Source organism: Chryseotalea sp. (assembly GCF_057350905.1).
Genome location: NZ_JBMRCF010000005.1, coordinates 1 through 24,618, shown reverse-complemented (window position 1 = coordinate 24,618; position 24,618 = coordinate 1). Strand labels below are relative to the sequence as shown.

Below are 24,618 nucleotides of genomic sequence, written 5' to 3'. Positions count from 1 at the left end.
TAAATCGGCAGCTTTTTTTATATTCATACCTCAAGACTTAAACCTAAATCTGAGATACTTAATCGTCTCCCCTTTCTCTGCAAACATCATTTCGTATTTGGTTTTGATGTCAAACACCTCAGGACTTAAAGCTGAGTTATATACTTCATTGGTATATTGTAGCTCTTCGATGTCGTTGCGCTCAGCCAAGACTTCAAGTGTATATTGATACAAAAGGGTATTATCTGTTTTTAAGCGAACATAACCACCTGGCTTAATAAACCTCTTATACATGTCCAGGTAACGCGGACTGGTAATTCTTCTTTTGATATCACGCTTCTTCGGGCGCGGGTCTGGAAAGGTAATCCAGATTTCGTCTACTTCATTTTGTGCGAAGAAATTTTCGATCATCAAAATGTGTGTTCGTAAAAAGGCCACATTCGTCAAATTGCGCTCCACCGCCCAGCTACTTCCTTTCCAGATGCGTTCGCCCTTCATATCGATGCCGATGTAATTACGATCCGGGAACAAAGCAGCCAAACCAACAGTATATTCACCACGACCACAGGCTAATTCGATCGTAACAGGATGGTCGTTCTTAAAGTATTGTTTATTCCATTCACCTTTAATATCGTGGTAATTTTCCTTGGTGGGCTCAATTACATTGGCTCGCTCTTCAATTACCTTGAATCTTTCTTTCTTCCTTTTCACTTACGTAAAAGCTATGTTCTAATTATCTTTTTGATCTACAAGTCATTCAATTCAGCCACTACAAAAGTACTGCCGCCAATAAAAATGACATCATTCTCTTCAGCTTGTAATCTTGCTGTTGCTAAGGCCTCATTCACATCCGGAACTACTATGCCGTGTAATCCAAACACCTTGGCTTGGTCTGCCAGCACCTGTGCATGTTCTGCTCTGGGTATTTTGGCTTCACAAAAGTAATAGCTAGCTTCTTTGGGCATGATCGCCAATACAGCTTCTGGATCTTTACCTTTTACCATGCCCATAACTATGTGTAATTTCTTATATGTGAGCAAAGCTAGCTGCTTTAACACCTGCTGAATACCATCTTTATTATGACCTGTATCGCAAATGATCAAGGGTTTATCGCCTAACTTTTGCCAACGTCCCCTAAGTCCTGTATTCTTCACAACATTGATCAAACCACTTTGCAAAGCAGTTAAGGGAATAACCAACCCTTGTTCGTTTAATATTTCCACTGCCATTAATACACCCTGCACATTATTGCGCTGGTATATTCCGCCCAAGGGGAATGTATCCAATGCAAAGAAAAAATCTTTATTCCAATATACTTTGAAGCCGTCAAAAGCATGATCCTTGTTTAAGACCACTTCATAAAAATCTTCTGCAAAACAAATCGGTGCCTCCTCTCCTTCTGCCTTGTGCTTAAATACTTCTTCAATATTGGCTTGCCGCTCGCTGATAATGACAGGTACTTTATTTTTGATAATCCCTGCCTTTTCGTATGCGATCTTCTCCAGACTATCACCGAGTAAGTCCATATGGTCCCAACCAATGTTAGTAATCAAGGACAGTTCAGGGGTAATTACGTTGGTAGAGTCAAGTCTTCCTCCCAAACCTACTTCAATAACAGCCACCTCAACCCCCTGTTGGGCGAAATAGTCAAAAGCCATAGCCACCGTGATTTCAAAGAAAGAAGGTTTGATCTCTTCTATGACAGTCTGTAGCTTGTTAATGAAAGTGATAACGAATTGCTGCTCTACAGTAGCACCATTGATACGGATGCGTTCTGTAAAGTCTTTCAGATGGGGTGATGTATATAAGCCTGTTTTATATCCGGCCTCTTGTAAAACAGAACCCAGCATATGTGAGGTACTCCCCTTACCATTGGTGCCTGCAATATGAACAGACCTAAACTTATGTTGGGGATTGCCTAAGGCTTCGCATAAGGTGAGGGTATTTGTTAAATCCTTTTTATAGGCCACTGCTCCCACACGTTGAAACATCGGCAGGTTGCTGTAGAGATAGTCTACAGCTTCGCTATAGGTGGATATTGTTGGCATGCGGCCGCAAAGATAAGTGCGGAAAATGATCTTATTTAAAAAAGTCAATCATTTCACCTTCTATTCTCTTGGGCCTTAAAGTCGAGGCATCTAATAGACACCAGGTTGTTTTAACCCGGGCACTGATTTTATTTAAAGTGACATTAAACAACTCAACGTTTCGTACAATCTTCGGGCCCTGCGGATCCTCCACCCAGGTCTTTCCCAATAGTTCATGGCCAAGCGCTGCGGGTGTTAAATAATCTATTTCGTGCCTGAGTACTACCCATAAAAAGCGCTTTCGAATAGCATCAGTTCCCTTGGCTAACCAATGCGCTTCAGCAACTTCTTGCGCATAGCGTAAGTAGATGACATTATTAACATGATTCATGTTATCAATGTCATCTTGCTTAACCCAGATGGAGTAATGGAAAACGCTGGCCATAGTTTGCTTTGAGCAAATATAGTCAGGTTACATTTATTCTTATTCGTACTTCAGTGTATCCGCTGGGTTAGTTCTGGCTGCTTTTAAAGCATGATAACTTACCGTAAGCAGGGCAATGGCAAGACCAGTTAATAAGGTAATACCAAAAAGCTCCCATGAAAGCGTTATCCTGTATTTGAATGCATCGAGCCATTGTTTCATCATCCACCATGAAATGGGTGCAGCAATTACAAATGCGATGAAGGCAAGCATGATGTATTTTCTGTTTAATAGAACCATTAATTGAAAGAGTGAGGCCCCCATCACTTTTCGTATGCCCACTTCTTTTACACGGTTAAGCGATTCTATTCCAGCTAAGCCAAATAAACCAAGACATGAAATAATAATGGCAAAGCTCGTAGAAATGCCCATAATTTTCATCCAGCGTTCGTGGGATTGATACTGCCTTGCGACATCCTCATCCACAAAAGAATATTCAAATGGTTTATCGGGAAAAGTTTGCTTCCACTTCTGCTCAACTTTACTTAACTGTTCAGGTGTTTTACCAGGACCTAATTTTACTAAAATGGTCGTCAGCCTTCCGAAGTCTTCTTTTTTGGCGCCCAGAAAGAGTGGTTCAATTTCGCTTTCTAATGAAAGAAAATTGTAATCCTTCATCACGCCAATCACTGGCGAACCTTTACCTACTGTGTCTTCCTGCCAGTTTACGTATTCAGACAAAGGATCAGTCCAGCCCATATCCCTAACAAAAGCTTCATTCACGATTACCGCACTGGAATCAGCAGCGTGGTCGAAATTTCTACCTTCCAACAATTCAATACCAAACAGGTCCAAATACGCTTCATCTACACGAAAAACATAAGCCCATTTATTCTCTCCATCAACTTGCCAGCCATAGCGCGACCAACCTTTATTAAAAGATGTAGAAGTTCCTGCAACAGAAATGACATCTCGTTCCTGGCTTAAGGCATTTCTGAAAAGTGGAATCATATCATCAGATGTTTTGTTCCATCCTGCGTTTGTCTTAATAGCAATGACTTTATCCGCATCATAGCCTAAATCTTTACTGGTAATGTACTCCATCTGTCGGTACATAATCACTGAACTGACAATTAACAGTGTAGACAAGGTGAATTGCAAAACAACCATGGCTTTTGCAAAAGGAGTTTGCAATTTGGCACTATTCTTACCTTTTAGAATTGTTACTGGCTTAAATGAAGAAAGTATAAAAGCCGGATAAAAGCCGGCAGTCAGTCCAATGGTTATTGTTAATACCAGCATCATTGCGACTACTGTTGACATATTACCAAAAGTGAGTTCAATAGATTTAGCGGTGTATTCATTAAACAGGGGAAGCAAAGTGATTACAAGACCTATGCCAATAAACATTGCAATAAAAGCAAGCAATACGGATTCAAAAGAAAACTGGTTGATCAATTGTCCGGGTTGTGCGCCCACTACTTTTCTTACACCTATTTCTGTCTTTCGTGAGTTGGATGTAGCGAGCGATAACACTATATAATTGATACAAGCAATGATAAGAATGAGCAATCCTATCCCACTCAATATCCATGAATACTTAGTATCGCTTACTTTATACCAACTCACCTGCGGACTAAGGTGAATATCAGTTAGAGGAATAAAATCAAATTCGCCTACTTTAAATTCTGCCGGAATTTTTTCGCGTTCCCGTGTTTTCACATTTCTAGCCCCCATGTATTTTTCAATCAATGAATCCAGGTGTGGTTTAAACGTAGACAGGTCCGTGGCATTTCGCAGTTGTGCAAAGGTTGGATACGAAAATGCTCCCCAATGTTTTGCATTGTTACTAAAATAGGGTTGCTGCGAAATATGCAGGATCATTTCGAATACGAGGCTTGAATTAGCCGGTGGTGCTTCAATTACCGCGACAACTACAAATTCATTTTTTTCATTGATTGAAAAACTAAAAGTTTTACCGATAGGGTCTTCCTTACCAAAAAATTTCTCTGCCACTGCAGGCGTTAGTATAGCTTCATTTGTTTTTCTGAAAACCTTATTGGTAGAACCTTTGATTACCGGAAAAGTGAACATCTTAAAAAATCCACTATCAACGAAGGCTGTTGCTTGTTTGAATATTTTATCATCATGCTGCATCACACCTTCTGTACCACTGTTAAAGCGTGTTACGTACTCGACCTCTGCCAGTTCATCCTGCATTACATCTGCGAGCATAGCAGGCAACCACGCACTACTACTATACGGCTTTGGATCGCCTACTTTAAACTTTTCTTCATCAAAAGAAGTGCTATGGATGCGCACGATTCTATCTTTGTTTTCATGGAATTGGTCAAAGCTGAGTTCGTCCATCACATAGAGATAAATCAACACACAACAAGCAATGGCGATGCTTAAACCGAATGAGTTAATAAAAGCATAGAGTTTGCGCCTGGCCATGTTACGAATAGCCACCTTCCAATAATTTTGCAACATACTTGAATTGAATAATTGTAAAGAAAATTTATTTCGGAGTACTATACCCGGCCTGAAAAACAGGAATACGTTTTTCGTATACTGCAGTCTTGCTTTTCTAATACCAAGCGAGGCAACATCCTGCTCGAATTGCTCTTCCAAATCACCTTCAATGCTCTCCAGCAAATAATCAGGGCAATACCATCGTAAAAATCGTAACGACCAGGATGGCACCGTATGATCGAATGATTTTTTAAGCATGGGTAAAAGAGGTATGTGACATAAAATGGTTTAGATACCAACCATCTTTAGTTGTGGAACCAACTTCCACAAATCCATGCGCATCTCTTTCATGGTTTGCAACATGGCCAAACCAGCATTGGTAATTTTGAAGATGCGTTTACGCCTGCCTCCACGTAATTGTGTAGCACCCCCCATTTCTGACTTCACCAGACCTTTATCTTCCAGACGATAAAGTGTTACGTGCACTGCGCTGAGATTAACTTCTCGCCCCACCCGCTCTTTAATTAACTCAACCACAGCATTGCCATAGGCATCCTCTTGTAATATGCCCACCATCATCAAGACAAGCTCTTCAAACTCACCCAGGTATTCCTTACTCATTTGTATATATTTTGTAAAACTAATATACGGATATCTTTTACAAAAGTTATACTAATGGATGTGTGTCGCAATAAACAGCTGATAAACAAGTATATATAATCTTTTTAAAAGACTTTAAAGCTCCTGGCTGCGAGCTACTGGCTTCTGGCCAATAGGGTTAGGTTAAGAAAACTGATTTACTAATTAAGGATTATTCAAAGCATACACTTAAACACTTTAGCACTTTAATACCTTAACACTTTAACACACCCACATAACAAAAAAGCTCCCATGTTTACCATGAAAGCTCTTTACATTCCTTAAGAAAATGCTCTTCAACCCACCAGCTTAATAGAGGCCGAGTTAATGCAATAACGCAAACCCGTTGGTTCAGGGCCATCCGGAAAAACGTGTCCCAAATGACAATCGCAAACACTGCATTCTACTTCAACCCGCGTCATGCCATAACTGGTATCTTTTGTATACTTAATCACATTGGCTTCAACCGGTTCGGCAAAGCTTGGCCAGCCTGTGCCTGATTCAAATTTAGTTCTTGAATCAAACAATGGGGTAGCACAGCAACGACATGCGTATAAGCCAGGCTCATGCGCTTCACAATATTCACCCGTCCAGGCTCTTTCGGTTCCTTTTTTTCTGGTTACCACAAACTCTTCGGGGGTTAAGAGTTTTTTCCACTCCTCGTCTGACTTTACAACACGCTTAGGAGGTGTTAAATTACCCTTGTTTGCCCACTGCAAAACATCAATCCATTTCATAACGCTTCAACAACAGAAATGATAAGAAGGTTTAATACACTGCTTTGTTAGTTTGTATAACAAACTGAAGCATGCTTATTTTTTTAACAAGTCCCTAATTTCTCTGAGTAACTTAATATCTTCGGTGGGTTCCGCTGGTGGAGTAGGTTTTGCCTCTTCTTTCTTCTTTGCGGCATTCATGCCTTTTACAATCAGAAACAGGACAAAAGCCACGATAATAAAGTTAATGGTAGCAGATAAGAATTTACCATATTTAACAGCGCCAAACACTGTAAGGTCTTCTAACTTACTTAGTTGTGCCGCCTCCAGCGCTGGCTTTAACAACAAGGGAGTGATTACGTCAGCGATAAATGAGTTAACGATGGTGCCGAAGGCAGCACCGATAATCACACCCACTGCCAGGTCGACAACATTACCCCGCATGGCAAAGGCTTTGAATTCTTTTAACATAGTGCTCTGGTTTATTTCTATGTTAATTTTAAACAATTGTGGCCAAAGTGCAAAATCACGCTTTAAACGTTAGGTGATGCAAAAGGTTTAATCTGAAGTGATCTTTATTTGATCAATACCCTAAAAATAAGGTATACAGGCCGTTGAGGATTTTAGTAAGTTTGACAGTCTATGGTAGATTCACCAGCTCCAATTGTCGCCCTCGTTGATGATGACTATATTTTTCAACTAACTGCATCACGCTTATTGAAAGCTGCGGACGCCTCTGCAAATGTATTGCAATTTTCGAATGGTGAAGAAGCATTACGATACTTAAATGATCATGCAGAAGAAGAGTCAAAATTACCTGATATACTTTTGCTTGACATTAATATGCCTCATGTAGACGGTTGGATGTTTCTCAGTGATTATGCACAGCTGAAAGGAAAACTGAGCAAAAAAATTAAAATCTACATGGTGAGCTCATCGATAGATCCTGTGGATATGAACCGTGCTAAAAGTAACCAATCAGTTGAGGACTATATTATCAAACCTATCTCACGCGAAGGTTTTAAACAACTGATTGCTCAATCATTTAACTAGATTTAGCGGATGTTTCAGTTTTCCATAGTCTGTTAACTCCACCCCTGCTGAGCCAATAAACATCTCTGCATCGATTTTCAGCGGAATTCTATTTCTGTCGTCAGAGAACCAGGCCGTAATTGAATTTTCGCCATCAAACAATTTGTTGTCCGGCATCACTGGCTTAAACTTGAGGGCTCTGACTTTTCCAAACTTCATTTTTACTACATCCTTGCCATAGTATACAATGGCCTGTTTATAAAATGTGTCTTCAAAAAATCCCTTGATTATAACTGTATCACCCTTCTGCATCTTAGAAAAGTCGAGTGTGCGCATATACAAAAAGCCAGCAACCATGTCGCGGGTGTGCAAATTGGTTTCGTATTCTTTTGGTTCTTTAAACTTGCCTGTATTTTTATCAATTACTTTAACCGATACTTTTTTATTCTCATGATCGAAGTAGGTATACTCGTCCAACTTATAATTACCCTCTCTGATAATGCGGTACGAAACTTCAGGAAGTATTGATACTGTGTCTATGTACGCGCCCCAATGATCATCTACATGCGTAACCCAGCTTAGCATGCCCGCAGTTGTTCCATAGGCATCCAGCTTAAAACAAGAGCGTCCGTTTAGGCTGTAGTATTTATCACTGATGACAGCATGACCCTTGCCAACATTAAAAAATCCGTAGGTGAGTTTATACTTGATATATTCTCCTCTTTTAAAACTGTCATTTTTAACGGCTGGGTAAATCTCTTCCTTCTCGGCACTGAAACCGAATAATAGAATGGTATAGAGCGACAGTATCCGAAATTTAAACATAAGACTGGGCGTAAAAATAAGGATTCTGTTCAAAGTGAAGATGATGTGATCTTTACCATTTTACAAAAGAGATGCCAAACGTAAAAAACCAATAATTTTACAACTTCCCTGCCGAATTAACCTGCTTAAACAGACAAGTGCTTAATATTCCCGACCAATGGCTTAAACAAGTTAGGCAACGTTGCGATTAAACCGCAACGTTGTTCTCGCGTAAGGCATCATTGAGCGATGTTTTCTTATCGGTACTTTCTTTGCGCTTACCAATAATCAAGGCACAGGGTACCTGATAATCACCCGCAGGGAACTTCTTTGTGTAAGATCCAGGGATAACCACTGAACGCTCGGGTACATAATTCTTGTATTCTATTGGCGATGATCCTGTTACGTCAATAATTTTAGAACTGGCGGTAAGCACCACGTTGGCTCCCAGTACAGCTTCTTTACCTACCCGCACACCTTCAACCACTATACTACGCGAACCTAAAAAAGCGTTGTCTTCAATAATTACAGGTGCAGCTTGCACAGGCTCCAGCACACCACCGATTCCAACACCACCACTTAAATGAACGTTTTTACCAATCTGGGCACAACTGCCGACAGTCGCCCAGGTATCAACCATAGTACCTTCATCCACATAGGCGCCAATGTTTACATAGGAAGGCATCATGATAACACCCTTGCTCAAATAAGCACCATAACGGGCAACGGCATGTGGCACAACCCTGACACCAAGTGCGGCATAGTTTTTCTTCAGTGCCATCTTATCATGGAATTCAAATGGGCCAACCTCAATGGTTTCCATCTTTTGAATGGGAAAATATAGAATCACTGCTTTTTTTACCCAGTCATTCACCTTCCACTCATTCCCTGCGGGTTCGGCCACACGCAATATGCCCTTATCCAACTGCTCAATTACTTCTCTGATCGTCTTTTGTACGCTTGCATCCTGCAACATGCTTCTGTCTTCCCAGGCCTTTTCTATAAGTTCTCTCATTTCTTTTATCTTACGATTGAATTAAGCATGCAAGAAAGAAAAAAAAAGAAAATAGTAATCGCTTCAGTATTAAAACCTGTCGATGAAACTCGCATGTACGGTAAAATGGCAACTTCATTGGCCAGCGCTGGGCATGAAGTGCATGTTTATGGCCGCACCGGAAGTGGTGTGCATCTAAACAGTAACATCTTTCTTCACGAACATACACTTCGCGACAGAATAAGTCTAAAACGCTTACTGGTGGCCTGGCAACTACTCCGTAAATGGCTGGTACTCAAACCTGAGGTGCTGATTATTTGCAGTCATGAACTGTTGGTTGCTGCTATTTTCTACAAAGGTCTAAGGCCTGTTAAATTGATTTACGATGTACAGGAAAACTATTACCTGAACATACTTCACACTACTGCTTTTCCTGCCGTCATCCGCTGGTTGTTGGGCACTTATGCGAGATTAAAAGAAAAAATGGGTGCACCTTTTATTAATCATTACTTTCTGGCAGAATACGTTTACGTTGAGCAACTGACTTTTATTAAAAGTGCTTACAGCATTCTACCTAACACAGTTCCAAGGCCAGATCTTGCGCGATTGAAAAATCATGGATATAGCCAATGGTTATTTTCCGGAACGCTGGCCGAGACAACGGGTGTTTATGAAGTAATTGAACTGGTTAAGGCACTTCACGCCTTGGATGCCTCGATGCACCTGATTATTTGTGGCTTTGCCCCTTCAGCCCACGAACAAAGCCGCATCCGAAGGCTTTGCGCTGGCCTGGATTATATTTCATTGAAAGGGATTGAAAGTCCGGTTGCGCATAAAGAGATCGTTGAGGCTATTCAACAAGCCGACATAGGTTTTATTTATTATCCACCCGCTCCACATACAGCCGGACGTATACCCACCAAGTTCTACGAATACAGTTCATGGGGATTACCCATACTTACCTGGAAAGATCAAGCCATTGCCAACATGATTATTGACCTCAATTTAGGCTGGGTACTTGATGGCAAGGAAAATACAGACGAAATATTGGCTCAAATCAAGCACCTCCCTTCCAGAAAGCCCCTACCAGCGGATCATTCCTGGGAATTTACTGAAAAGCAGCTCTTTCAGGTAATAGATTCCCTTTAAAAATTTTTTAGATTAGTCTAAACTTTTATTTTTGCATATCGTTTATATAAAGGTATGCTCAGTTATACAGAAGAAAACTATCTGAAAACCATCTATCACTTGTCGGAAGGCGGGCATAAATCCGTGCTCACCAACGAAATAGCCGCTTCCTTGCTTACCAAGGCGGCTACTGTAACTGACATGATCAAAAAGCTTTCGCTGAAGGAATTGATCACCTACGAAAAGTATTATGGAGTCAATGTTACCAAAAAAGGCAAAGCACATGCTTTGTCCATTGTACGGAAGCATCGTTTGTGGGAGACTTTTTTAGTAGAAAAGCTTGGTTTTACCTGGGATGAAGTACATGATGTAGCCGAACAACTCGAACACATTAACTCAAGCCTGCTGATTGAAAAGCTCGATGAATTTCTGGGCTACCCTACTGCCGATCCGCACGGCCATCCTATTCCCGATAAGCATGGGAAAATCAAGCAGGAAAAACAAATTGTATTGAAAGATGCTCTTGTGAATAAAGCGCTTACTGTTTGCGCTGTACGCAATGGCTCTGCTCCCTTTCTGCAATACCTTAGTAAAATAGGAGTATCGATAGGTATCTCTATCACTGTGCGCGAACGCATTGAATTTGACGGCTCGCTTGAGGTAAGCATTCAAAACAAAAAACCGCAGCTGATTTCACGCGAGGCTGCCGAAAACATTTTAGTAAAAGAATAGACTATGTTATACACATTCAACATTTCAAATTTCAAATTTCAAATCTTAAATTCAGTCACGTTACTGTCTCTGGTGTTCATATTGTTAAGCGCTTGTCAGCCGAAGCAAAAAGATGCACAGCGCGAACGTTTACTGATTGTAACAACTACAGGCATGATTGCCGATGCAGTCAAAAATGTAACAGGCGATGGTGCGGATGTCATTTCATTAATGGGCGCAGGTGTTGATCCACATCTCTACAAGGCAACACAGGGTGATCTGCAAAAATTGACTGATGCGGATATTATTTTCTACAACGGATTACACCTGGAAGGAAAAATGGCTGAAGTGTTGGAAAAACTTGGCAGAACAAAAACAGTTATTCCAGTAACCCAATCCATTCAGGAAAATGAGCTCAGGTTAATCACCGAAGGTATTCATGATCCACACATCTGGTTTGATGTAAAGCTCTGGAAAAACGCAGTAAAGGAAGTTGAAAAAACTTTACTTGAAGTCGATTCGGCCAGGCATCAAATTTACCAGGCCAATGCTACGCGCTACTTAATGCAATTAGACTCCCTCGACAAGGCCGTGGCTGCACAAATTCAAACCATACCCGAAACACAACGCGTACTCATCACTGCCCATGATGCCTTTGGCTATTTTGGTGATGCTTATGCCATGGAAGTAAGAGGTTTGCAGGGTATTTCAACAGTTTCAGAATTTGGGTTAAAAGATGTAACCGCCTTGGTTGATTTTATCATCAGCAGAAAGATCAAGGCCATTTTTGTAGAAACATCCGTATCTGAAAAATCAATTAATGCTGTGATAGAAGGATGCAAAAACAAAGGCTGGCAGGTAAGCATTGGCGGAAGTTTATATTCTGACGCCATGGGTGAAGCCAATACACCTGAAGGAACTTACATAGGCATGGTTAGTAAAAATGTGAGCACCATTGTGAGTGCTCTCCAATAATATGAATAAGCATATAAGTACAGTACCGGCACTCGAAGTACACGATCTTACTGTTGCTTTCGATCGCAAGCCTGTGTTGTGGAACATTGATCTTGAAATACCGCAGGGAAAATTAGTGGGTATTATTGGCCCGAACGGAGCTGGTAAATCTACTTTAATTAAATCCATCATGGGACTCCTCCCGCTCAGCAGCGGTTATTGTAAAATCTTTGATGAAAATATTGATGAGGTTCGCCATCGTATCTCTTACGTGCCACAACGCGAATCGGTTGATTGGGATTTCCCGGTATCGGTGTTGGATGTAGTGATGATGGGACGTTATGGTAAACTAGGTTTGCTCAAACGGCCCCGCAAAGCAGATTTGGATGTGGCTATGGACTGTCTGCGAAAAGTCGGCATGGAATCTTTTGCCAACCGCCAGATAGCCCAACTGTCAGGTGGGCAACAACAAAGGACTTTTCTTGCCCGCGCTTTAGCACAGCAAGCCGATATCTACTTTATGGATGAGCCCTTTGCCGGTGTAGATGCAGCAACAGAGAAAGCCATTATCAGTTTATTGCGAACCATGACAGCCGCTAACAAAACTGTGATTGTTGTGCACCACGATTTACAATCTGTAAGCAGCTATTTTGACTGGGTGATTCTACTGAATACAAGATTAGTGGCACATGGTCCGACTTCTAGCACTTTTACGCAGGACAAATTGCAGGAAACCTATGGTGGTAAGCTTACACTCCTATCAGATGTGGGCGATTTAATTCGGAGAGAAAACTTTCCTAACAGAGAGGAGAAAGTAGTATGAGTAACTTCACTGACTTCTTTTCATTTGCAGATCCCAATGTGCGCTACGTTACAGCGGGGGCAGTGCTGATAACTGCCAGCTCAGCACTGGTGGGTTCTTTTACTTTCCTCAATAAGAAATCGCTAATCGGTGATGCGATTGCACATGCTGTATTACCGGGCATTTGTTTAGGTTTTTTATTGAGTGGCACTAAGAATCCACTCTACCTGATTGCAGGTGCTTTTATAACAGGTTGGTTATCGCTTTATGCGATTCAGTACATCACTGCTAAAAGTCGAATTAAAGAAGATACAGCCATTGGATTAATCTTATCTGTATTTTTTGGCTTTGGCATTTTACTACTGACCTTCATACAGAAAAGTGGTAATGCCAATCAATCCGGTTTAGATCATTTCATTTTTGGCAAAGCAGCTGCGCTGGTGGGAGCCGATTTAATTTCATTCTCTATTGTTGCTTTACTCCTGATCACTTTTACACTTTTATTCTTCAAGGAGTTTAAACTCCTTGTCTTCGATCGCAATTATGCAGTTGCCCTCGGCTTACCTGTAAAAAGATTAGAATTGCTTTTGACGTCCATGATTGTGCTGGCAGTTGTGGTGGGTATACAAGCGGTGGGCGTTGTATTGATGGCGGCTGTATTGATTACGCCAGCGGCTGTTGCACGTTTCTGGACTAACTCCATTCGTATCATGTTCATCATCGCTGCATCGGTGGGAGCATTCAGTGGCCTTGCCGGAGCCTACATCTCCTATACTGCCCCCTCCATGCCCACAGGTCCCTGGATTGTTATTGTTGTCTCAACCTTGGCGCTGCTGTCATTTATGATCGCACCTAAAAAAGGGATCTTAAATCGTTATTTTAAACAAAGAAGGTTCCGCAGAACCATACAGGATGAAAATGTTTTAAAAGTTTTATATCAACTTGGCGAGAACAGTAAAAACTTCTTTGTAGAGCGTTATGCAGATGAGATTATTCGCAAACGAAGTTTTGATAAGCAGGGACTGCAACGATCCATTCAGCGTTTATGCAACCAAGGTTATCTTGAAAAATCAGGTAAGCTTTGCGTGCTAACCGAAGAAGGCAAAACCCGGGCACAACGCATCGTAAAAATCCACAGGCTTTGGGAATTATATTTAACAACACACGTACACATTGCCCCTGATCACGTGCATGAAGATGCCGATACGATTGAACACTTTCTTACCCCTGAACTTGAAGCTGACCTGGAACAGATTCTGAATTACCCTGTTGTAGATCCGCATAAAACAAAAATTCCTTACTGACATGAATGACTTCTGGATTATTCTTACCGGTTCTTTAGTAGCGGTTTCCTGTGCCCTGCTGGGTTGTTTTCTTATCCTTAGAAGAATGGCTTTGGTGAGTGATGCGATTTCTCATGCTGTATTACCCGGTATTGTATTGGCTTTTCTATTTTCAGGTTCCAGAGATTCATTAACGATGGTGATTGGTGCCAGTTTACTCGGACTAATTACTACTTTTCTTATTGAGTTTTTTCACAAGAAAGCAAAACTACAAAGCGATGCTGCGATTGGTGTAACCTTTACCTGGCTTTTTGCCATCGGTGTGGTATTGATCTCACTTTTTGCAGGCAAGGTTGACTTGGATCAGGATTGCGTTTTGTACGGGGAGATTGCCTATACACCCCTTGACATGATTATACTGGAGGGTGGTTATATACTCGCCCCTAAAGCCATTGTTGTAATGAGCGCTGTACTCATCGCTATTTTATTAGTACTGTATTTTTTCTACAAAGAATTATTACTTACTTCTTTTGATCCTGGTTACGCCACTGCGTTGGGTTTGTCTACAGCCTTTTGGCATTATCTGTTGATGGGTATGGTGTCTGCAACAACTGTTGCATCGTTCGAATCTGTGGGTGCTATATTAGTAGTAGCCTTGCTGATTGTACCACCCGCTACAGCTTACCTACTCACTGATAATTTTAAACGCATGCTGGTTATTGCCAGTAGTGTTGGCGTTGTGGCAGCTGCCTCAGGGTATTACCTGGCGGTTTGGATGGACGGCTCTATTGCGGCAGCCATTGCCACCATGTGCGGTTTGCTATTTGCATTGGCATTTGTATTCTCACCCACGCATGGCATACTCAAAAGGAAATTAGTCAGGGCAATTAACTAATAATTGCTTCATCTTCAGTCTTAGCTGAATCTTCTACTTCCTGTAATTGTTTATTCAATAAGTTAATCCGGATAATAAGATTAAGGATCAAAGCATCCTTTACTTTTTCGCTGGGTTTATTATTCATTTCCTCTTTCAACACCATGTACATGGCTTCTAACTGTTGGAAATCCTGAGTAAAACCATTCAGGTCACTGGCATTTACCGAATGAATCATCTTCATTTTTTCAGAAATCTCTTCTATATAAAAAGCTTCTGTGGCTTTAAACTCCTTCATGCTTGCCTGCTGCTGTACCCCCACCCTGTCCTGTAAATAAAGAAAAGACGATAGTGCAAAAAATAAAACTGCAGCAGCTTGCCAATAGCGGATAGGTTGCCAAAATACTTGTCTGCCAAATAAATGTTGATTGACATTTAACCATACTTTTTCAGGCACTTCCTTAGTATCAAAAGCGTCTCTGTTCTGCTCGATAAAATCCTTCAATTCGTCTTTCATACCTTTATCGTTAATTGTTCCCGTAAGCGTGCCTTCGCTCTGTTAAGTTGTGACTTTGACGTTGATTCTGAAATACCTAAAATGGTGGCAATTTCCTCGTGATCATAACCTTCTAATAAGTACAGACTTACTACAGACCTATAGCCATCTGGTAGATTCATAATGGCCAGGCGAATGCGTTCAACCGTCATGTCTTCTTTGTACACCTCAGGTGCCGCCTGCTCTTCAATATCAAAGCGTTCGTCATCAGGCCAAAGCTCAGCTTTTCTGGATCGCATGATATTGATTGACCTGTTTACAACAATTCGCTTGATCCAGGCACCAAAGGCAGAGTCTCCTCTATAGTGCTGAATATTTCGGTAGGCACTGATAAATGACTCCTGTACAGCGTCTTGTGCATCTTCTTCTCGGGCAGTGATCCTGTAACTGACATTGTACATGGCTTTGGCATAAAGCTTATACAAGGCCTGAAAAGCACGATCATCGCCATTTTTGCAGCGATCAATTAAATCCTGATGAAGATGTTGATAGTCAGCCAAGCGCCTAGTTTATCTCTAATAGTTTACCTCTAAAGACAAGATAGGCATTAAAGGGTTGCATGGATGGGAAAAAAATTGAGAATTTTTGCTTGAGGTTGAGAGAAAGAGCTTAGAAGTTGGAGGCCAGGGTCTGAAGGCTTGAAGATTGAGTGTTCCTCAACCCAAACAAGGAATAACCATCAACTAACACCGAATCATTGAACCTGCAATCCTTTTGTGGCTGCAAATTTTATCATCAGCGCTTTCGCCTCTTCATAATCGTTTTTGATCTCCCCCTCTAATATGGCTTCCTTAATGTATTCTTTTATTTCTCCAATAAGCGGGCCTGGTTGCAGCGCAAAGGTTTTGATTATTTCTTCTCCGGATATGGGCGGTTGAAAATTGCGGATGCTGTCTTTTGCTTCCACCTCTTTCATCTTCACCTCTACCTTGTCGAAGTTGTTAAGGAAGCGCGATACTTTCTCGTGGTTTTTAGAGGTAATGTCTGCACGGCACAACATCATTAAAGCATCAACATCATTTCCTGCTTCAAAAAGTAAGCGTCTGATCGCAGAGTCCGTCACATTCTTCACAAGTGAAATCGGACGAAGGTGAAGTCGAACCAGTTTCTGAACAAACTCCATTCGGTCATTCAAAGGCAATTTTAATCGCCTGAATATTTTAGGGGTCATGCGGGCTCCTTTTTCTTCGTGCCCATGAAAAGTAAAGCCCACTTTTGGATCATAGCGCTTGGTGGCAGGCTTGGCAATATCGTGCATAATGGCAGCCCATCTTAACCATAAATCGTTTGATACTTTCGATACATTATCCAACACCTGGAGTGTGTGATAGAAATTATCTTTATGCGCATTGCCACCCACATACTCTACACCCTGCAGGGCTACCAATTCCGGAAAAAACTGATGAAGCAACTTACTCTGAAACAAGAGCTTAAAACCATAGGATGGTGTTTTACTGAGTACAATTTTATTGAGCTCATCAATGATTCGCTCCTGAGAGATAATAGCAAGTCTTTCCGCTTGTTGTACAATCGCATTGAAAGTATCAGCTTCAATATCAAAGTTGAGTTGAGAAGCAAAGCGAATGGCACGCATCATTCTCAAGGGATCATCAGAGAAGGTTATATCTGGTGCAAGTGGTGTTCGTATTATTTTATTCTCGAGATCCGTTAAACCATTAAAAGGATCAATCAATTCCCCGTAAGTGCGATCATTGAGGCTTATGGCAAAAGCATTGATGGTAAAATCTCTTCTCTGCTGGTCGTCTTCCAAACTTCCATCTTCTACTATGGGTTTGCGCGAATCTGATCGGTAGGATTCTTTTCGTGCACCTACAAATTCAAGATCAAAATCATGAAAAGGTATTTGCGCTGTTCCGAAACTCTTAAAAACATTTACACGCACGTTTGGCCCCAGGGCCTTTGCCACACGTTCAGCAAGTGCTATACCACTGCCTACGCAAACGAAATCAATATCCTTTGAAGGTCGTTTTAGCAGAAGATCGCGAACATAGCCCCCCACTACAAAAGCTTCTACACCCATTTCTTGCGCGCAGCGGCTAACTGTCTTAAAAACAGGTTCTTGTATGGATTCAGCTAAGTTTACACGCGAAGTCATTACACCGGATTTGGCGCAAATTACAACAAGGATTTTGAAAGACGAGTACCTCTTTTTCCTAATTCCAAAAACCCTCTTTGCTATTGAAAGACGGACATGGAATCATTCTGTATTTCCGTTTGATACTTCTGTTTAGAGGCTTCGCGACAAATTCGTAAGTAAGGGCAATTTCGTGTGCACCACCTGCAGCAGTTTGCAGTTCGGATACAGTAAAATCATAACTATAACCAATCGATAAGTTTTTCAAATACATACCCAATGATAATATGAGTGCATCCTGAGCCACTGAATTAATCACAGTTTTCTCAAAAGGTTTTCCTCTGTACCAAAATCCTACTGACACCGGGTCGATATGGTAGTTAATACCTACATCCAACTGGCTAAAGGATTTACCCTGCTTACGAAAGATGAAGGATGGGGTTAGGTAAGAAACTTTCGCGAGCGTACGCGGTCCATTATAAAGCGAAAGTCTGGCACCTCCATGAATGGAAGTCTTCATGGGCAGTCTGCTTACATCATTCAATACAGATAAATTGGGTTGATTCATGTGATGAAAAGCTGCACCCAACCACAAGTTTCTGTTATAAAAAATGAAGCCTGAACCAAAATCAAAATAATCTTGTCTACCCAATTTATTCAACTCAGGATCTAAAGACTGACCTTGAAATTCCAACCCATCCCCTAGTGTAAGGCGGTTTCTATCCAAACCATTGGAACCATAGCCAAAATATAAACCTGGCGAGAAAACAATATTGTCGGTCAGCTTTACTTTGAAGGAATACAATAAACCAGCCGTGCTGGTTCTCCAACCGGCTGATCCCATTTTATCGGTAGTTGCCAATACGCCAAAACCACTTCTCAACTCATCTACAAAAATATCGTAAGACACTGCGTACGTAGAGAATGCCTGTGGTAAGTTGGGCCATTGTACACGATGATTAGCCACCAACCTTTGTTGAGGAGTAATCCCGGTAAAGCCAGGATTAAGATAAAGTGGCGCCTGATAATACTGAGAGAACTGAGGATCCTGCGCAGCAAGATCCGTCATTAACAGTATACAGAGCAGACAAAATAAAATTCTTTTCATCATCATCGAAAATTAACGAATGAGTGTAATATCTCCAACTTGTGTTGTTCTGTCTCCATTGGATAAACGGAGCTCTAACTTATACACATAAACACCCGCAGGTACCAGGTTGCCATTTTGGTCGTAACCATCCCAGCCTTGATTTTTATCGCGACTTTCAAATACTAATGTTCCCCAACGATCGAATATCTGCATCACAAATTCTTCCACACCTTTTGTAATCGGCAGGAATACATCGTTGAATGAGCCTGCACCTCCGTTGCCTCCATTTCCACCGGGTCCGTTAGGGTTTGGTGTAAATGAGTTTGGTATTCTGGTTAAGCCACCATCACGGGCCTGAACATTACGCGTTGCTGTATCATAACAAACAATGCTGCCATCCAGTATGCCGTCACCATCAACATCGCGCGAGCCATTATTAAATCCGGCAACGAGTGTAATCGGATACTCGCCTTCAATTCGGTATTTGATTTTTGGCTCAAAGTCGATCGAAGTATTGCCATCACCAAAATCCCAATCGTATTGATTTGCACCAGAACTGAAGTTGAAAGTGGTGATTTCCTGATCTGGAATAAATACGGTGGTAGGTCTTACTTCAAATGAAGCTACCGGACTTTCAAAAATCTCAACATCTCTTACACTTGGTGGACTTTGCTGCCCGGTGAACGAATTAGTCGTGATCAATATAATAGTATACTTACCCGGATTCGGAATTGAAAATACAGGCAGGTTCGCATTAGAGGTTGCTGAAATTCTACCAGCCTCATCAATCACTGTCCATTCAAACTCATCACCCGTTGCCAGGTTTTCTATCACAGTAATGTCTACAGGATAACAGGCTGCTAAAGGCGTTGCCCTGAAGTTCGCCAATAAAGGAGGCACTATGATTTCAATCGTCTTACGAATCTCACTGGCGCATACAAGTCCGTTGGCCTGTGCATCAATATTTGTAACCAACAACGAAATTTCTTTCAGACCTGGTGTTGTATAATCGATAGGATTAGGTGGTGTTGTACCATTCAAGTCGGCTGGTGCTGCATCTAATCCAAAATTCCATACATAGGTAAAATCAGAAGGATCAATCGGAGTTGTCGTATTAGTGATGTTTACAAAAGAGTGACCCCCTACAAATTCTGTTGGCGTACTTGTTTCGAAGTTTGCAGTAACACCTCTGTACACGGTGATTGGAATAACTACATCAGCCGCAGGACAGTTCAGATTTGAAGCCTGGTACACTACTTCAATAACAAGCGGATCAGTAGATGTGAGGTTTTCAAGATCATAAATCTGGCTGGTGGCAGGACGTTGTGGTGGTGTATACGTGCCTGAAATCGGTTCCAGTTCTCCACTTGAACCTTGTACACGATAGAACCATTTATCTTGTCTCACACCCTGAGATGTGTTAACAAAACGCACTTCATCTCCGCTGCAGATTTCTGTCTTATCAGGGAATACAGCCGTTGCTACTGTAGGATATACTTGCACTTCTTTAAAAGTAGTCTCGAAACAAGCACCCGGGTAATTATCGTCAGGATCAGCGGCATCAGCAAAGGCTGTTTCCAGAAACACTTTATACTTAACAGTAGCCCCTGGTGCCGGATTAAAGAAAGTATGCCTTACGATCTGATCGGCAACATTGGTACTTGCCGTGTATAAAGAATCAGGCTCACCATCAAACCATTTCCAGTTGTACACCACACCATTCTGTTGGTTGTATTTAAAGTCAACCGGAAATGGACTACAATTAACTGGATCTCCAACAATACTGAAATTGGCATCGGTACTTCCAACATTAACAACTACTACATTGTCGCTTGTTGGCACAAACTCACAACCAAAAGCATCTTTTACAGAGAGAATAGTATAAGTTGTAGTAACCGAAGGTTGAACTTCCAACAACTTAATGATGCCTTGCTTGGTAAGGTTAATATCATTAATGCTTGAACCATTATCAACACGGTAGGTCATATCGAAGGATGGTAAACCTGTATTTTCAAAGAATAAGAAACCTTTACTTCCTTCGCATAGGTAATCATCATTATCACCCGTAGAACTGAATAAGGTTGCCCCTACTTCTGGCGCTATATTGATACTGACAATTTTTTCAGCACCTAAACAATCTGTACCATCTGTTTTTTCAACGATGGGTGTAATGGTGTAGGTAGCTGTTGCCAGCGCACCTGTCGCATTCGACCAGGAATCGTCAATAGCGAGACCGTTACCACCTGTTGATCCTAACACCAATGGATCCGTATTATCAACAGTCCAGCTAAAGATCGCATTGGTCGTGGGACTGAAGTTGTCGAGGTTAATTTCAAAATCTGCATCGTCACAGATGTTGAAAGATGAAGGTACATTAACAAGTTTCGGTTGAGGAAGAACGGTCGCTGTGAGATTAACAGCAGTACCTACACAATTAAATGATTTGGGTATGAACGTATATGTAACAACTCCTACATCATTTGTTGAATTGAAAAGTACTTGGGTAATATTATCTCCTGCACCATTGGATGAACCTGTTATACCGGTCACTGGATTCAGAATCCTTGTCCAGGTGATGAGTGATGATGATGGATCGGCATCAACAATAGTGATGGCTTGTGTAAATTCTTCTCCACTACAAACTTCAACATTGGTGAGGGGTGCTATCTGGGCTCTGGGACTAACCGTTACGAGTATGTCTCTTTCTGTTCCCACGCAGTAACCAGCAAGTGCCGTATTTGCCTCTACCGTAATAGGCACCTCAAATCTTGGCCTTAACGTATAAGTTATTACTTCCTGATTAAGGTTGGTGGTCGTCAGCACATCATTAAGTGTACTTGATGTCGCAAAAATAGTACCTGCAACAGCGTTTCCATTTATAGAACCAGATGGATTAGTTGCTGGCGCCAACAATTCATACTCAATATTTCCGAAACCTGTTCCAACAGTTGGTGATGAGGTGGTACTCAAGGCTATACCTACTGCGTCATCCTCACAGATTGTTTTATTGGTAACAGAAACCAGATTAGGTCTTGGTTGTATAATAACATCAACGAAAACTGCTGCACCAGTACATCCTGGAGTTCCTCCGCCTGCACTTGCTGCCCTTGGTACTATTCTGTATTGTAGTGTAGTTGGTGTAGTATTATTGTTAGTTAGTACTTGCTCAACTTCAATATCCGGGCCATCCGTTAACGCAGAAAGTGCAGCGAATCCAGTTACACCTGCTGGGGGTGTGGGTATTGTTATATTAAAAGTAACATCACCCGCAGTTGGCAATGTTGGAGATTGCATTTCTATCGCAGTACTAGCCCCACTACAAATTTCGGCATTGCCATTAACTGGTGTTGCCACTATCGTTGGTTCAACCGTTAATACAATTTGCTTAGCAGGGCTTTCGCACAAGCTTGCATTGTTGCCAGTCCAAGCATTTACCGTATAGATAACCGTTAGAGGGGTATTGGTTGGATTCTCAAAACGATCATTTTCTATAGCAGTAATGTTATCAGCACCATTATAAAAAGGATCAAGTGCCGGTGCATTATTAACTATTAGGCTAGCATTAATAGTTCTGCTTATTACAAATGATTGTGCACTTATACCTATACTGCTTACACTCTCCGTATCGCGAATTAAGATTTCAGAATCGGTATCACTACATACAATATTATCTAATCCATCAGCAATAGCAGGAGCGGGAGAAATAGGTATCACAATTGTCCCGTCAGGATCTCCTTCGCAAACAAGATTTTCAACGGTGTATTCCGTAATGGGCACCACAGTATAGGTTGCATTTCTGATAATACTGGTTGTATTCGTGTAGGTATCCTCCAATACACTTGGCATACCGACAAATACATCTCCAACATTTGCGTTTGATGGACCCTTAACAAGAAGATTATCCCATGTGATACCTACTACCCTAAATCTGTCAATATCCACAGAGCTTGCAACTTTGCCTAGTGTTACATCAATTTGATCATCACTACAGATAGGATCTGGATCAATCGTTGCCAAGAGAACAGGCTCCGGCTTAATCTCAAGGTTAATGTCAAAAGGATTTCCCAAGCAAACACCTGTTTGTGGTGTTACATTATAGACAACAGTCCTAACTGTAATCGGATCGGACACATCAAAATTCTTAACAGTAAACTTATCAGTTCGAAGGAAATCTTTATTAACAGGGTTAGTTGGCACGATTGTTTTATTTCCTGCCGCGGCTGTAACATCCCCTACAATAGTTCCCCCTACTCCAATAGCTGAACCCTGAACCAAAGCACTATTAATAAAGAAGGCTGTAGCTACTGGCGTAAAGCCATCTGTCTCTAGTTGTATATCTGAGGGTGAATCACTACAAACCACAAGGTTTGCTAATGCCGGATCAATAACCGGTTCCGGTAAAATCTCCATTACCACACTGAGATTATCTCCAACACAAACTAAACCAGGAGTCGTCTCACTCTTACCTGTTACGTTGTACTCAACAAATAAACTTATAGATCGTTTATCATTTGTGTATTGTTCATTGCGAATAACATTTGCAGCTTGATTACTTAAGCTAACCGGGCCAACAGGTGCTTCAAAAAAGGTGTTACCAGGATTTGGTGTTAGGTCCGGATGGACTGATACTAATGTGACATCATAGTTGGATAATGAAACGGTACCAGCGGTAGGTGCTAAATCAAAATCAAAAGGGGTATCACTACAAATTGGTGTATTAATAACTGCTGCATCCAGAACAGGTTCCGGATCAATAGGCACAGTAATGTTAAATGTTGATCCTACGCAACTTCCTGATGTTGGCGTTATTGTATAGATGGCAAATTTTTGTCCGTTTGTTTTATTTGTAAGCGTACCATCTACCCTCCCATTCAAGTTTGTATCGGTTGCAGGAGGAGCAGCACCGTTGACGGTAAGATTACCCGGTGTACCATAATTAGCCGTCCAGGTAAATGTACTTGAAACTCCATTTCCACCGTTCCCAATATCGTCTATTATATTTTGTGGGTCTATGTCGAAAGGAACATCCGAACAAACAGGATCTGCCAAAAAGTCGAAACCAACAGGTTTTGCACTTACCACTACCTGATATAAAATCGGAGCTCCAGGACAATTTGGTGCAGAAGAACTATAAGGAATAATCGTATAGGTTACAACAACATCAGTTCCTGATAAATTGACAAAGGTATCCGTGATTGGTAAGTTATTGGCAACTGTTCTATCTAATCCAACCGGTGTTGGCACTGCTACTTCATCACTAGACGAAACGGTATATGTAAAGATACTGTTAAGGGAATTTCCTCCTATTACATTAATCTGTTTAGTCTGAATATTATGGTTTAAACCATCATCGCAAGTAGGCTCCGTAAAATCAATGCCAACTGGCTGCGGTAGTATGGTAATTTTTACTTCAAAGGTACCTCCTTGACATCCTGATGGATCACTATAGGGAATAACTGTATAGGTTAACACTATAGGATTAGCAGACAAGTTTGTAAATGCTGTGGTGATGGGTGCATCTGAAGGTGTTAACCTGTCAAATACCCCAGGAAATACTAATGGAGAGAGACCTACTAAATTACTAGCTACTACTGTATAAGTGAAGCGACTATCAACACTATTACCCCCTACTCCATTAATGGCATCTTGCAGATCATAGTTTATATTAAGGCCACTGCAACGTTCAACATTTAAGATGGACAATGAAGTGGTGGCTACTGGCTTTGGATTGATTGTAATGACTATGTTTTGGTAAGCTCCTATACAATTATCTGGACCAGGACCAATCCCACGAACACGATGCGTAACCGTAGCTAATGCGCCTGATACGTTAACTAAGGCCTGATTCAAATTACCTGTGCCTACATCACCAATCGTGGATCCTGTTGAGGTACCTGTCTTGCTCATCACTTCCCACTCAAAGGTGCTGCCCGCTACATTTGAAGTAAACACGGTAGTCGGTGTCCCATCACTACAGATCGTCTCTGCTGTTGCGCTCGTCATCACCGGCTTGGGTGTAATCGTAATCACGATGT

Annotated in this window: 21 protein-coding genes; 7 read left to right on the top strand and 14 right to left on the bottom strand. The window is 41.4% G+C overall.

The window, feature by feature from the left end; genetic code table 11:
* Window positions 1–30 precede the first annotated feature (30 nt).
* The 7 genes from trmB to mscL all read right to left on the bottom strand — a co-directional run bounded on the left by trmB (window position 31) and on the right by mscL (window position 6,731).
* Window positions 31–690 (bottom strand): tRNA (guanosine(46)-N7)-methyltransferase TrmB, encoded by a 660-nt coding sequence (trmB, locus tag ACO1XM_RS07505; RefSeq protein ID WP_486227459.1) that lies wholly within the window; start codon window positions 688–690, stop codon window positions 31–33.
* A gap of 35 nt (window positions 691–725) precedes the next feature.
* On the bottom strand, window positions 726–2,027 hold the full coding sequence (locus ACO1XM_RS07500) for a bifunctional folylpolyglutamate synthase/dihydrofolate synthase (RefSeq protein ID WP_486227457.1): 1,302 nt from the start codon (window positions 2,025–2,027) through the stop codon (window positions 726–728).
* A gap of 31 nt (window positions 2,028–2,058) precedes the next feature.
* Window positions 2,059–2,451 (bottom strand): acyl-CoA thioesterase, encoded by a 393-nt coding sequence (locus ACO1XM_RS07495; RefSeq protein ID WP_486227455.1) that lies wholly within the window; start codon window positions 2,449–2,451, stop codon window positions 2,059–2,061.
* A gap of 39 nt (window positions 2,452–2,490) precedes the next feature.
* The gene (locus tag ACO1XM_RS07490) at window positions 2,491–5,163 is read right to left on the bottom strand and encodes an ABC transporter permease (RefSeq protein WP_486227453.1); all 2,673 of its coding nucleotides are present in this window, start codon (window positions 5,161–5,163) and stop codon (window positions 2,491–2,493) included.
* A gap of 30 nt (window positions 5,164–5,193) precedes the next feature.
* On the bottom strand, window positions 5,194–5,526 hold the full coding sequence (locus tag ACO1XM_RS07485; RefSeq protein ID WP_486227452.1) for a PadR family transcriptional regulator: 333 nt from the start codon (window positions 5,524–5,526) through the stop codon (window positions 5,194–5,196).
* A 314-nt stretch (window positions 5,527–5,840) separates the two neighbouring features.
* Window positions 5,841–6,281 (bottom strand): peptide-methionine (R)-S-oxide reductase MsrB, encoded by a 441-nt coding sequence (gene msrB, locus ACO1XM_RS07480; protein WP_486227450.1) that lies wholly within the window; start codon window positions 6,279–6,281, stop codon window positions 5,841–5,843.
* A 75-nt stretch (window positions 6,282–6,356) separates the two neighbouring features.
* Window positions 6,357–6,731 (bottom strand): large conductance mechanosensitive channel protein MscL, encoded by a 375-nt coding sequence (gene mscL, locus ACO1XM_RS07475; RefSeq protein WP_486227448.1) that lies wholly within the window; start codon window positions 6,729–6,731, stop codon window positions 6,357–6,359.
* A gap of 171 nt (window positions 6,732–6,902) precedes the next feature.
* Here mscL and ACO1XM_RS07470 point away from each other — a divergent pair, with 171 nt between their 5' ends.
* Window positions 6,903–7,313 carry a response regulator gene (locus ACO1XM_RS07470; protein WP_486227446.1) on the top strand — a complete coding sequence of 137 codons (411 nt, stop codon included), beginning with the start codon at window positions 6,903–6,905 and terminating at the stop codon, window positions 7,311–7,313.
* On the opposite strand, the gene ACO1XM_RS07465 is transcribed toward ACO1XM_RS07470, so the two are convergent.
* Window positions 7,302–8,117, bottom strand: a complete 816-nt coding sequence (locus ACO1XM_RS07465; RefSeq protein ID WP_486227444.1) for a DUF3108 domain-containing protein — start codon at window positions 8,115–8,117, stop codon at window positions 7,302–7,304. The genes ACO1XM_RS07470 and ACO1XM_RS07465 overlap by 12 nt on opposite strands.
* Before the next feature lie 187 nt (window positions 8,118–8,304).
* A complete protein-coding gene (locus ACO1XM_RS07460; protein ID WP_486227442.1) occupies window positions 8,305–9,111 on the bottom strand; it encodes a 2,3,4,5-tetrahydropyridine-2,6-dicarboxylate N-succinyltransferase in 807 nt (268 codons plus the stop codon).
* Between the two features lie 27 nt (window positions 9,112–9,138).
* Here ACO1XM_RS07460 and ACO1XM_RS07455 point away from each other — a divergent pair, with 27 nt between their 5' ends.
* The 6 genes from ACO1XM_RS07455 to ACO1XM_RS07430 all read left to right on the top strand — a co-directional run bounded on the left by ACO1XM_RS07455 (window position 9,139) and on the right by ACO1XM_RS07430 (window position 14,863).
* Window positions 9,139–10,239 (top strand): glycosyltransferase, encoded by a 1,101-nt coding sequence (locus ACO1XM_RS07455; protein ID WP_486227440.1) that lies wholly within the window; start codon window positions 9,139–9,141, stop codon window positions 10,237–10,239.
* A gap of 54 nt (window positions 10,240–10,293) precedes the next feature.
* Window positions 10,294–10,950, top strand: a complete 657-nt coding sequence (locus ACO1XM_RS07450) for a metal-dependent transcriptional regulator (RefSeq protein WP_486227438.1) — start codon at window positions 10,294–10,296, stop codon at window positions 10,948–10,950.
* 72 nt (window positions 10,951–11,022) lie between these two features.
* The gene (locus ACO1XM_RS07445) at window positions 11,023–11,904 is read left to right on the top strand and encodes a metal ABC transporter solute-binding protein, Zn/Mn family (protein WP_486227436.1); all 882 of its coding nucleotides are present in this window, start codon (window positions 11,023–11,025) and stop codon (window positions 11,902–11,904) included.
* Window position 11,905: 1 nt separating this feature from the next.
* Window positions 11,906–12,706, top strand: a complete 801-nt coding sequence (locus ACO1XM_RS07440) for a metal ABC transporter ATP-binding protein (RefSeq protein ID WP_486227434.1) — start codon at window positions 11,906–11,908, stop codon at window positions 12,704–12,706.
* Entirely contained in the window at window positions 12,703–13,989 is a 1,287-nt protein-coding gene (locus tag ACO1XM_RS07435) for a metal ABC transporter permease (protein ID WP_486227432.1), read from the top strand. Before ACO1XM_RS07440 ends, ACO1XM_RS07435 begins: the two co-directional genes overlap by 4 nt.
* Window position 13,990: 1 nt before the next feature.
* Window positions 13,991–14,863: a metal ABC transporter permease gene (locus ACO1XM_RS07430; protein ID WP_486227430.1), complete on the top strand. Its 873-nt coding sequence runs from the start codon at window positions 13,991–13,993 to the stop codon at window positions 14,861–14,863.
* Here ACO1XM_RS07430 and ACO1XM_RS07425 read toward each other — a convergent pair.
* The 5 genes from ACO1XM_RS07425 to ACO1XM_RS07405 all read right to left on the bottom strand — a co-directional run bounded on the left by ACO1XM_RS07425 (window position 14,856) and on the right by ACO1XM_RS07405 (window position 24,586).
* The gene (locus ACO1XM_RS07425; RefSeq protein ID WP_486227428.1) at window positions 14,856–15,359 is read right to left on the bottom strand and encodes a hypothetical protein; all 504 of its coding nucleotides are present in this window, start codon (window positions 15,357–15,359) and stop codon (window positions 14,856–14,858) included. The two genes, ACO1XM_RS07430 and ACO1XM_RS07425, sit on opposite strands and share 8 nt — an antisense overlap.
* On the bottom strand, window positions 15,356–15,898 hold the full coding sequence (locus ACO1XM_RS07420) for an RNA polymerase sigma factor (protein WP_486227426.1): 543 nt from the start codon (window positions 15,896–15,898) through the stop codon (window positions 15,356–15,358). Before ACO1XM_RS07420 ends, ACO1XM_RS07425 begins: the two co-directional genes overlap by 4 nt.
* Window positions 15,899–16,092: 194 nt before the next feature.
* Entirely contained in the window at window positions 16,093–17,514 is a 1,422-nt protein-coding gene (locus ACO1XM_RS07415; RefSeq protein ID WP_486227424.1) for a CCA tRNA nucleotidyltransferase, read from the bottom strand.
* 58 nt (window positions 17,515–17,572) lie between these two features.
* Window positions 17,573–18,601, bottom strand: coding sequence for a PorP/SprF family type IX secretion system membrane protein (locus ACO1XM_RS07410; RefSeq protein ID WP_486227422.1), 1,029 nt, complete (start codon window positions 18,599–18,601; stop codon window positions 17,573–17,575).
* Window positions 18,602–18,613: 12 nt separating this feature from the next.
* A complete protein-coding gene (locus ACO1XM_RS07405; RefSeq protein WP_486227420.1) occupies window positions 18,614–24,586 on the bottom strand; it encodes a PKD-like domain-containing protein in 5,973 nt (1,990 codons plus the stop codon).
* Between the last annotated feature and the right edge of the window lie 32 nt (window positions 24,587–24,618).

Bases quoted from the DNA above. Each gene is read 5' to 3' on its own strand.
- ACO1XM_RS07500 (WP_486227457.1), bottom strand. From the start codon at position 2,027: ATGCCAACAATATCCACCTATAGCGAAGCTGTAGACTATCTCTACAGC.
- ACO1XM_RS07495 (WP_486227455.1), bottom strand. From the start codon at position 2,451: ATGGCCAGCGTTTTCCATTACTCCATCTGGGTTAAGCAAGATGACATT.
- ACO1XM_RS07490 (WP_486227453.1), bottom strand. From the start codon at position 5,163: ATGCTTAAAAAATCATTCGATCATACGGTGCCATCCTGGTCGTTACGA.
- ACO1XM_RS07485 (WP_486227452.1), bottom strand. From the start codon at position 5,526: ATGAGTAAGGAATACCTGGGTGAGTTTGAAGAGCTTGTCTTGATGATG.
- msrB (WP_486227450.1), bottom strand. From the start codon at position 6,281: ATGAAATGGATTGATGTTTTGCAGTGGGCAAACAAGGGTAATTTAACA.
- mscL (WP_486227448.1), bottom strand. From the start codon at position 6,731: ATGTTAAAAGAATTCAAAGCCTTTGCCATGCGGGGTAATGTTGTCGAC.
- ACO1XM_RS07470 (WP_486227446.1), top strand. From the start codon at position 6,903: ATGGTAGATTCACCAGCTCCAATTGTCGCCCTCGTTGATGATGACTAT.
- ACO1XM_RS07465 (WP_486227444.1), bottom strand. From the start codon at position 8,117: ATGTTTAAATTTCGGATACTGTCGCTCTATACCATTCTATTATTCGGT.
- ACO1XM_RS07460 (WP_486227442.1), bottom strand. From the start codon at position 9,111: ATGAGAGAACTTATAGAAAAGGCCTGGGAAGACAGAAGCATGTTGCAG.
- ACO1XM_RS07455 (WP_486227440.1), top strand. From the start codon at position 9,139: ATGCAAGAAAGAAAAAAAAAGAAAATAGTAATCGCTTCAGTATTAAAA.
- ACO1XM_RS07450 (WP_486227438.1), top strand. From the start codon at position 10,294: ATGCTCAGTTATACAGAAGAAAACTATCTGAAAACCATCTATCACTTG.
- ACO1XM_RS07440 (WP_486227434.1), top strand. From the start codon at position 11,906: ATGAATAAGCATATAAGTACAGTACCGGCACTCGAAGTACACGATCTT.
- ACO1XM_RS07435 (WP_486227432.1), top strand. From the start codon at position 12,703: ATGAGTAACTTCACTGACTTCTTTTCATTTGCAGATCCCAATGTGCGC.
- ACO1XM_RS07430 (WP_486227430.1), top strand. From the start codon at position 13,991: ATGAATGACTTCTGGATTATTCTTACCGGTTCTTTAGTAGCGGTTTCC.
- ACO1XM_RS07425 (WP_486227428.1), bottom strand. From the start codon at position 15,359: ATGAAAGACGAATTGAAGGATTTTATCGAGCAGAACAGAGACGCTTTT.
- ACO1XM_RS07415 (WP_486227424.1), bottom strand. From the start codon at position 17,514: ATGACTTCGCGTGTAAACTTAGCTGAATCCATACAAGAACCTGTTTTT.
- ACO1XM_RS07410 (WP_486227422.1), bottom strand. From the start codon at position 18,601: ATGAAAAGAATTTTATTTTGTCTGCTCTGTATACTGTTAATGACGGAT.
- ACO1XM_RS07405 (WP_486227420.1), bottom strand. From the start codon at position 24,586: ATGACGAGCGCAACAGCAGAGACGATCTGTAGTGATGGGACACCGACT.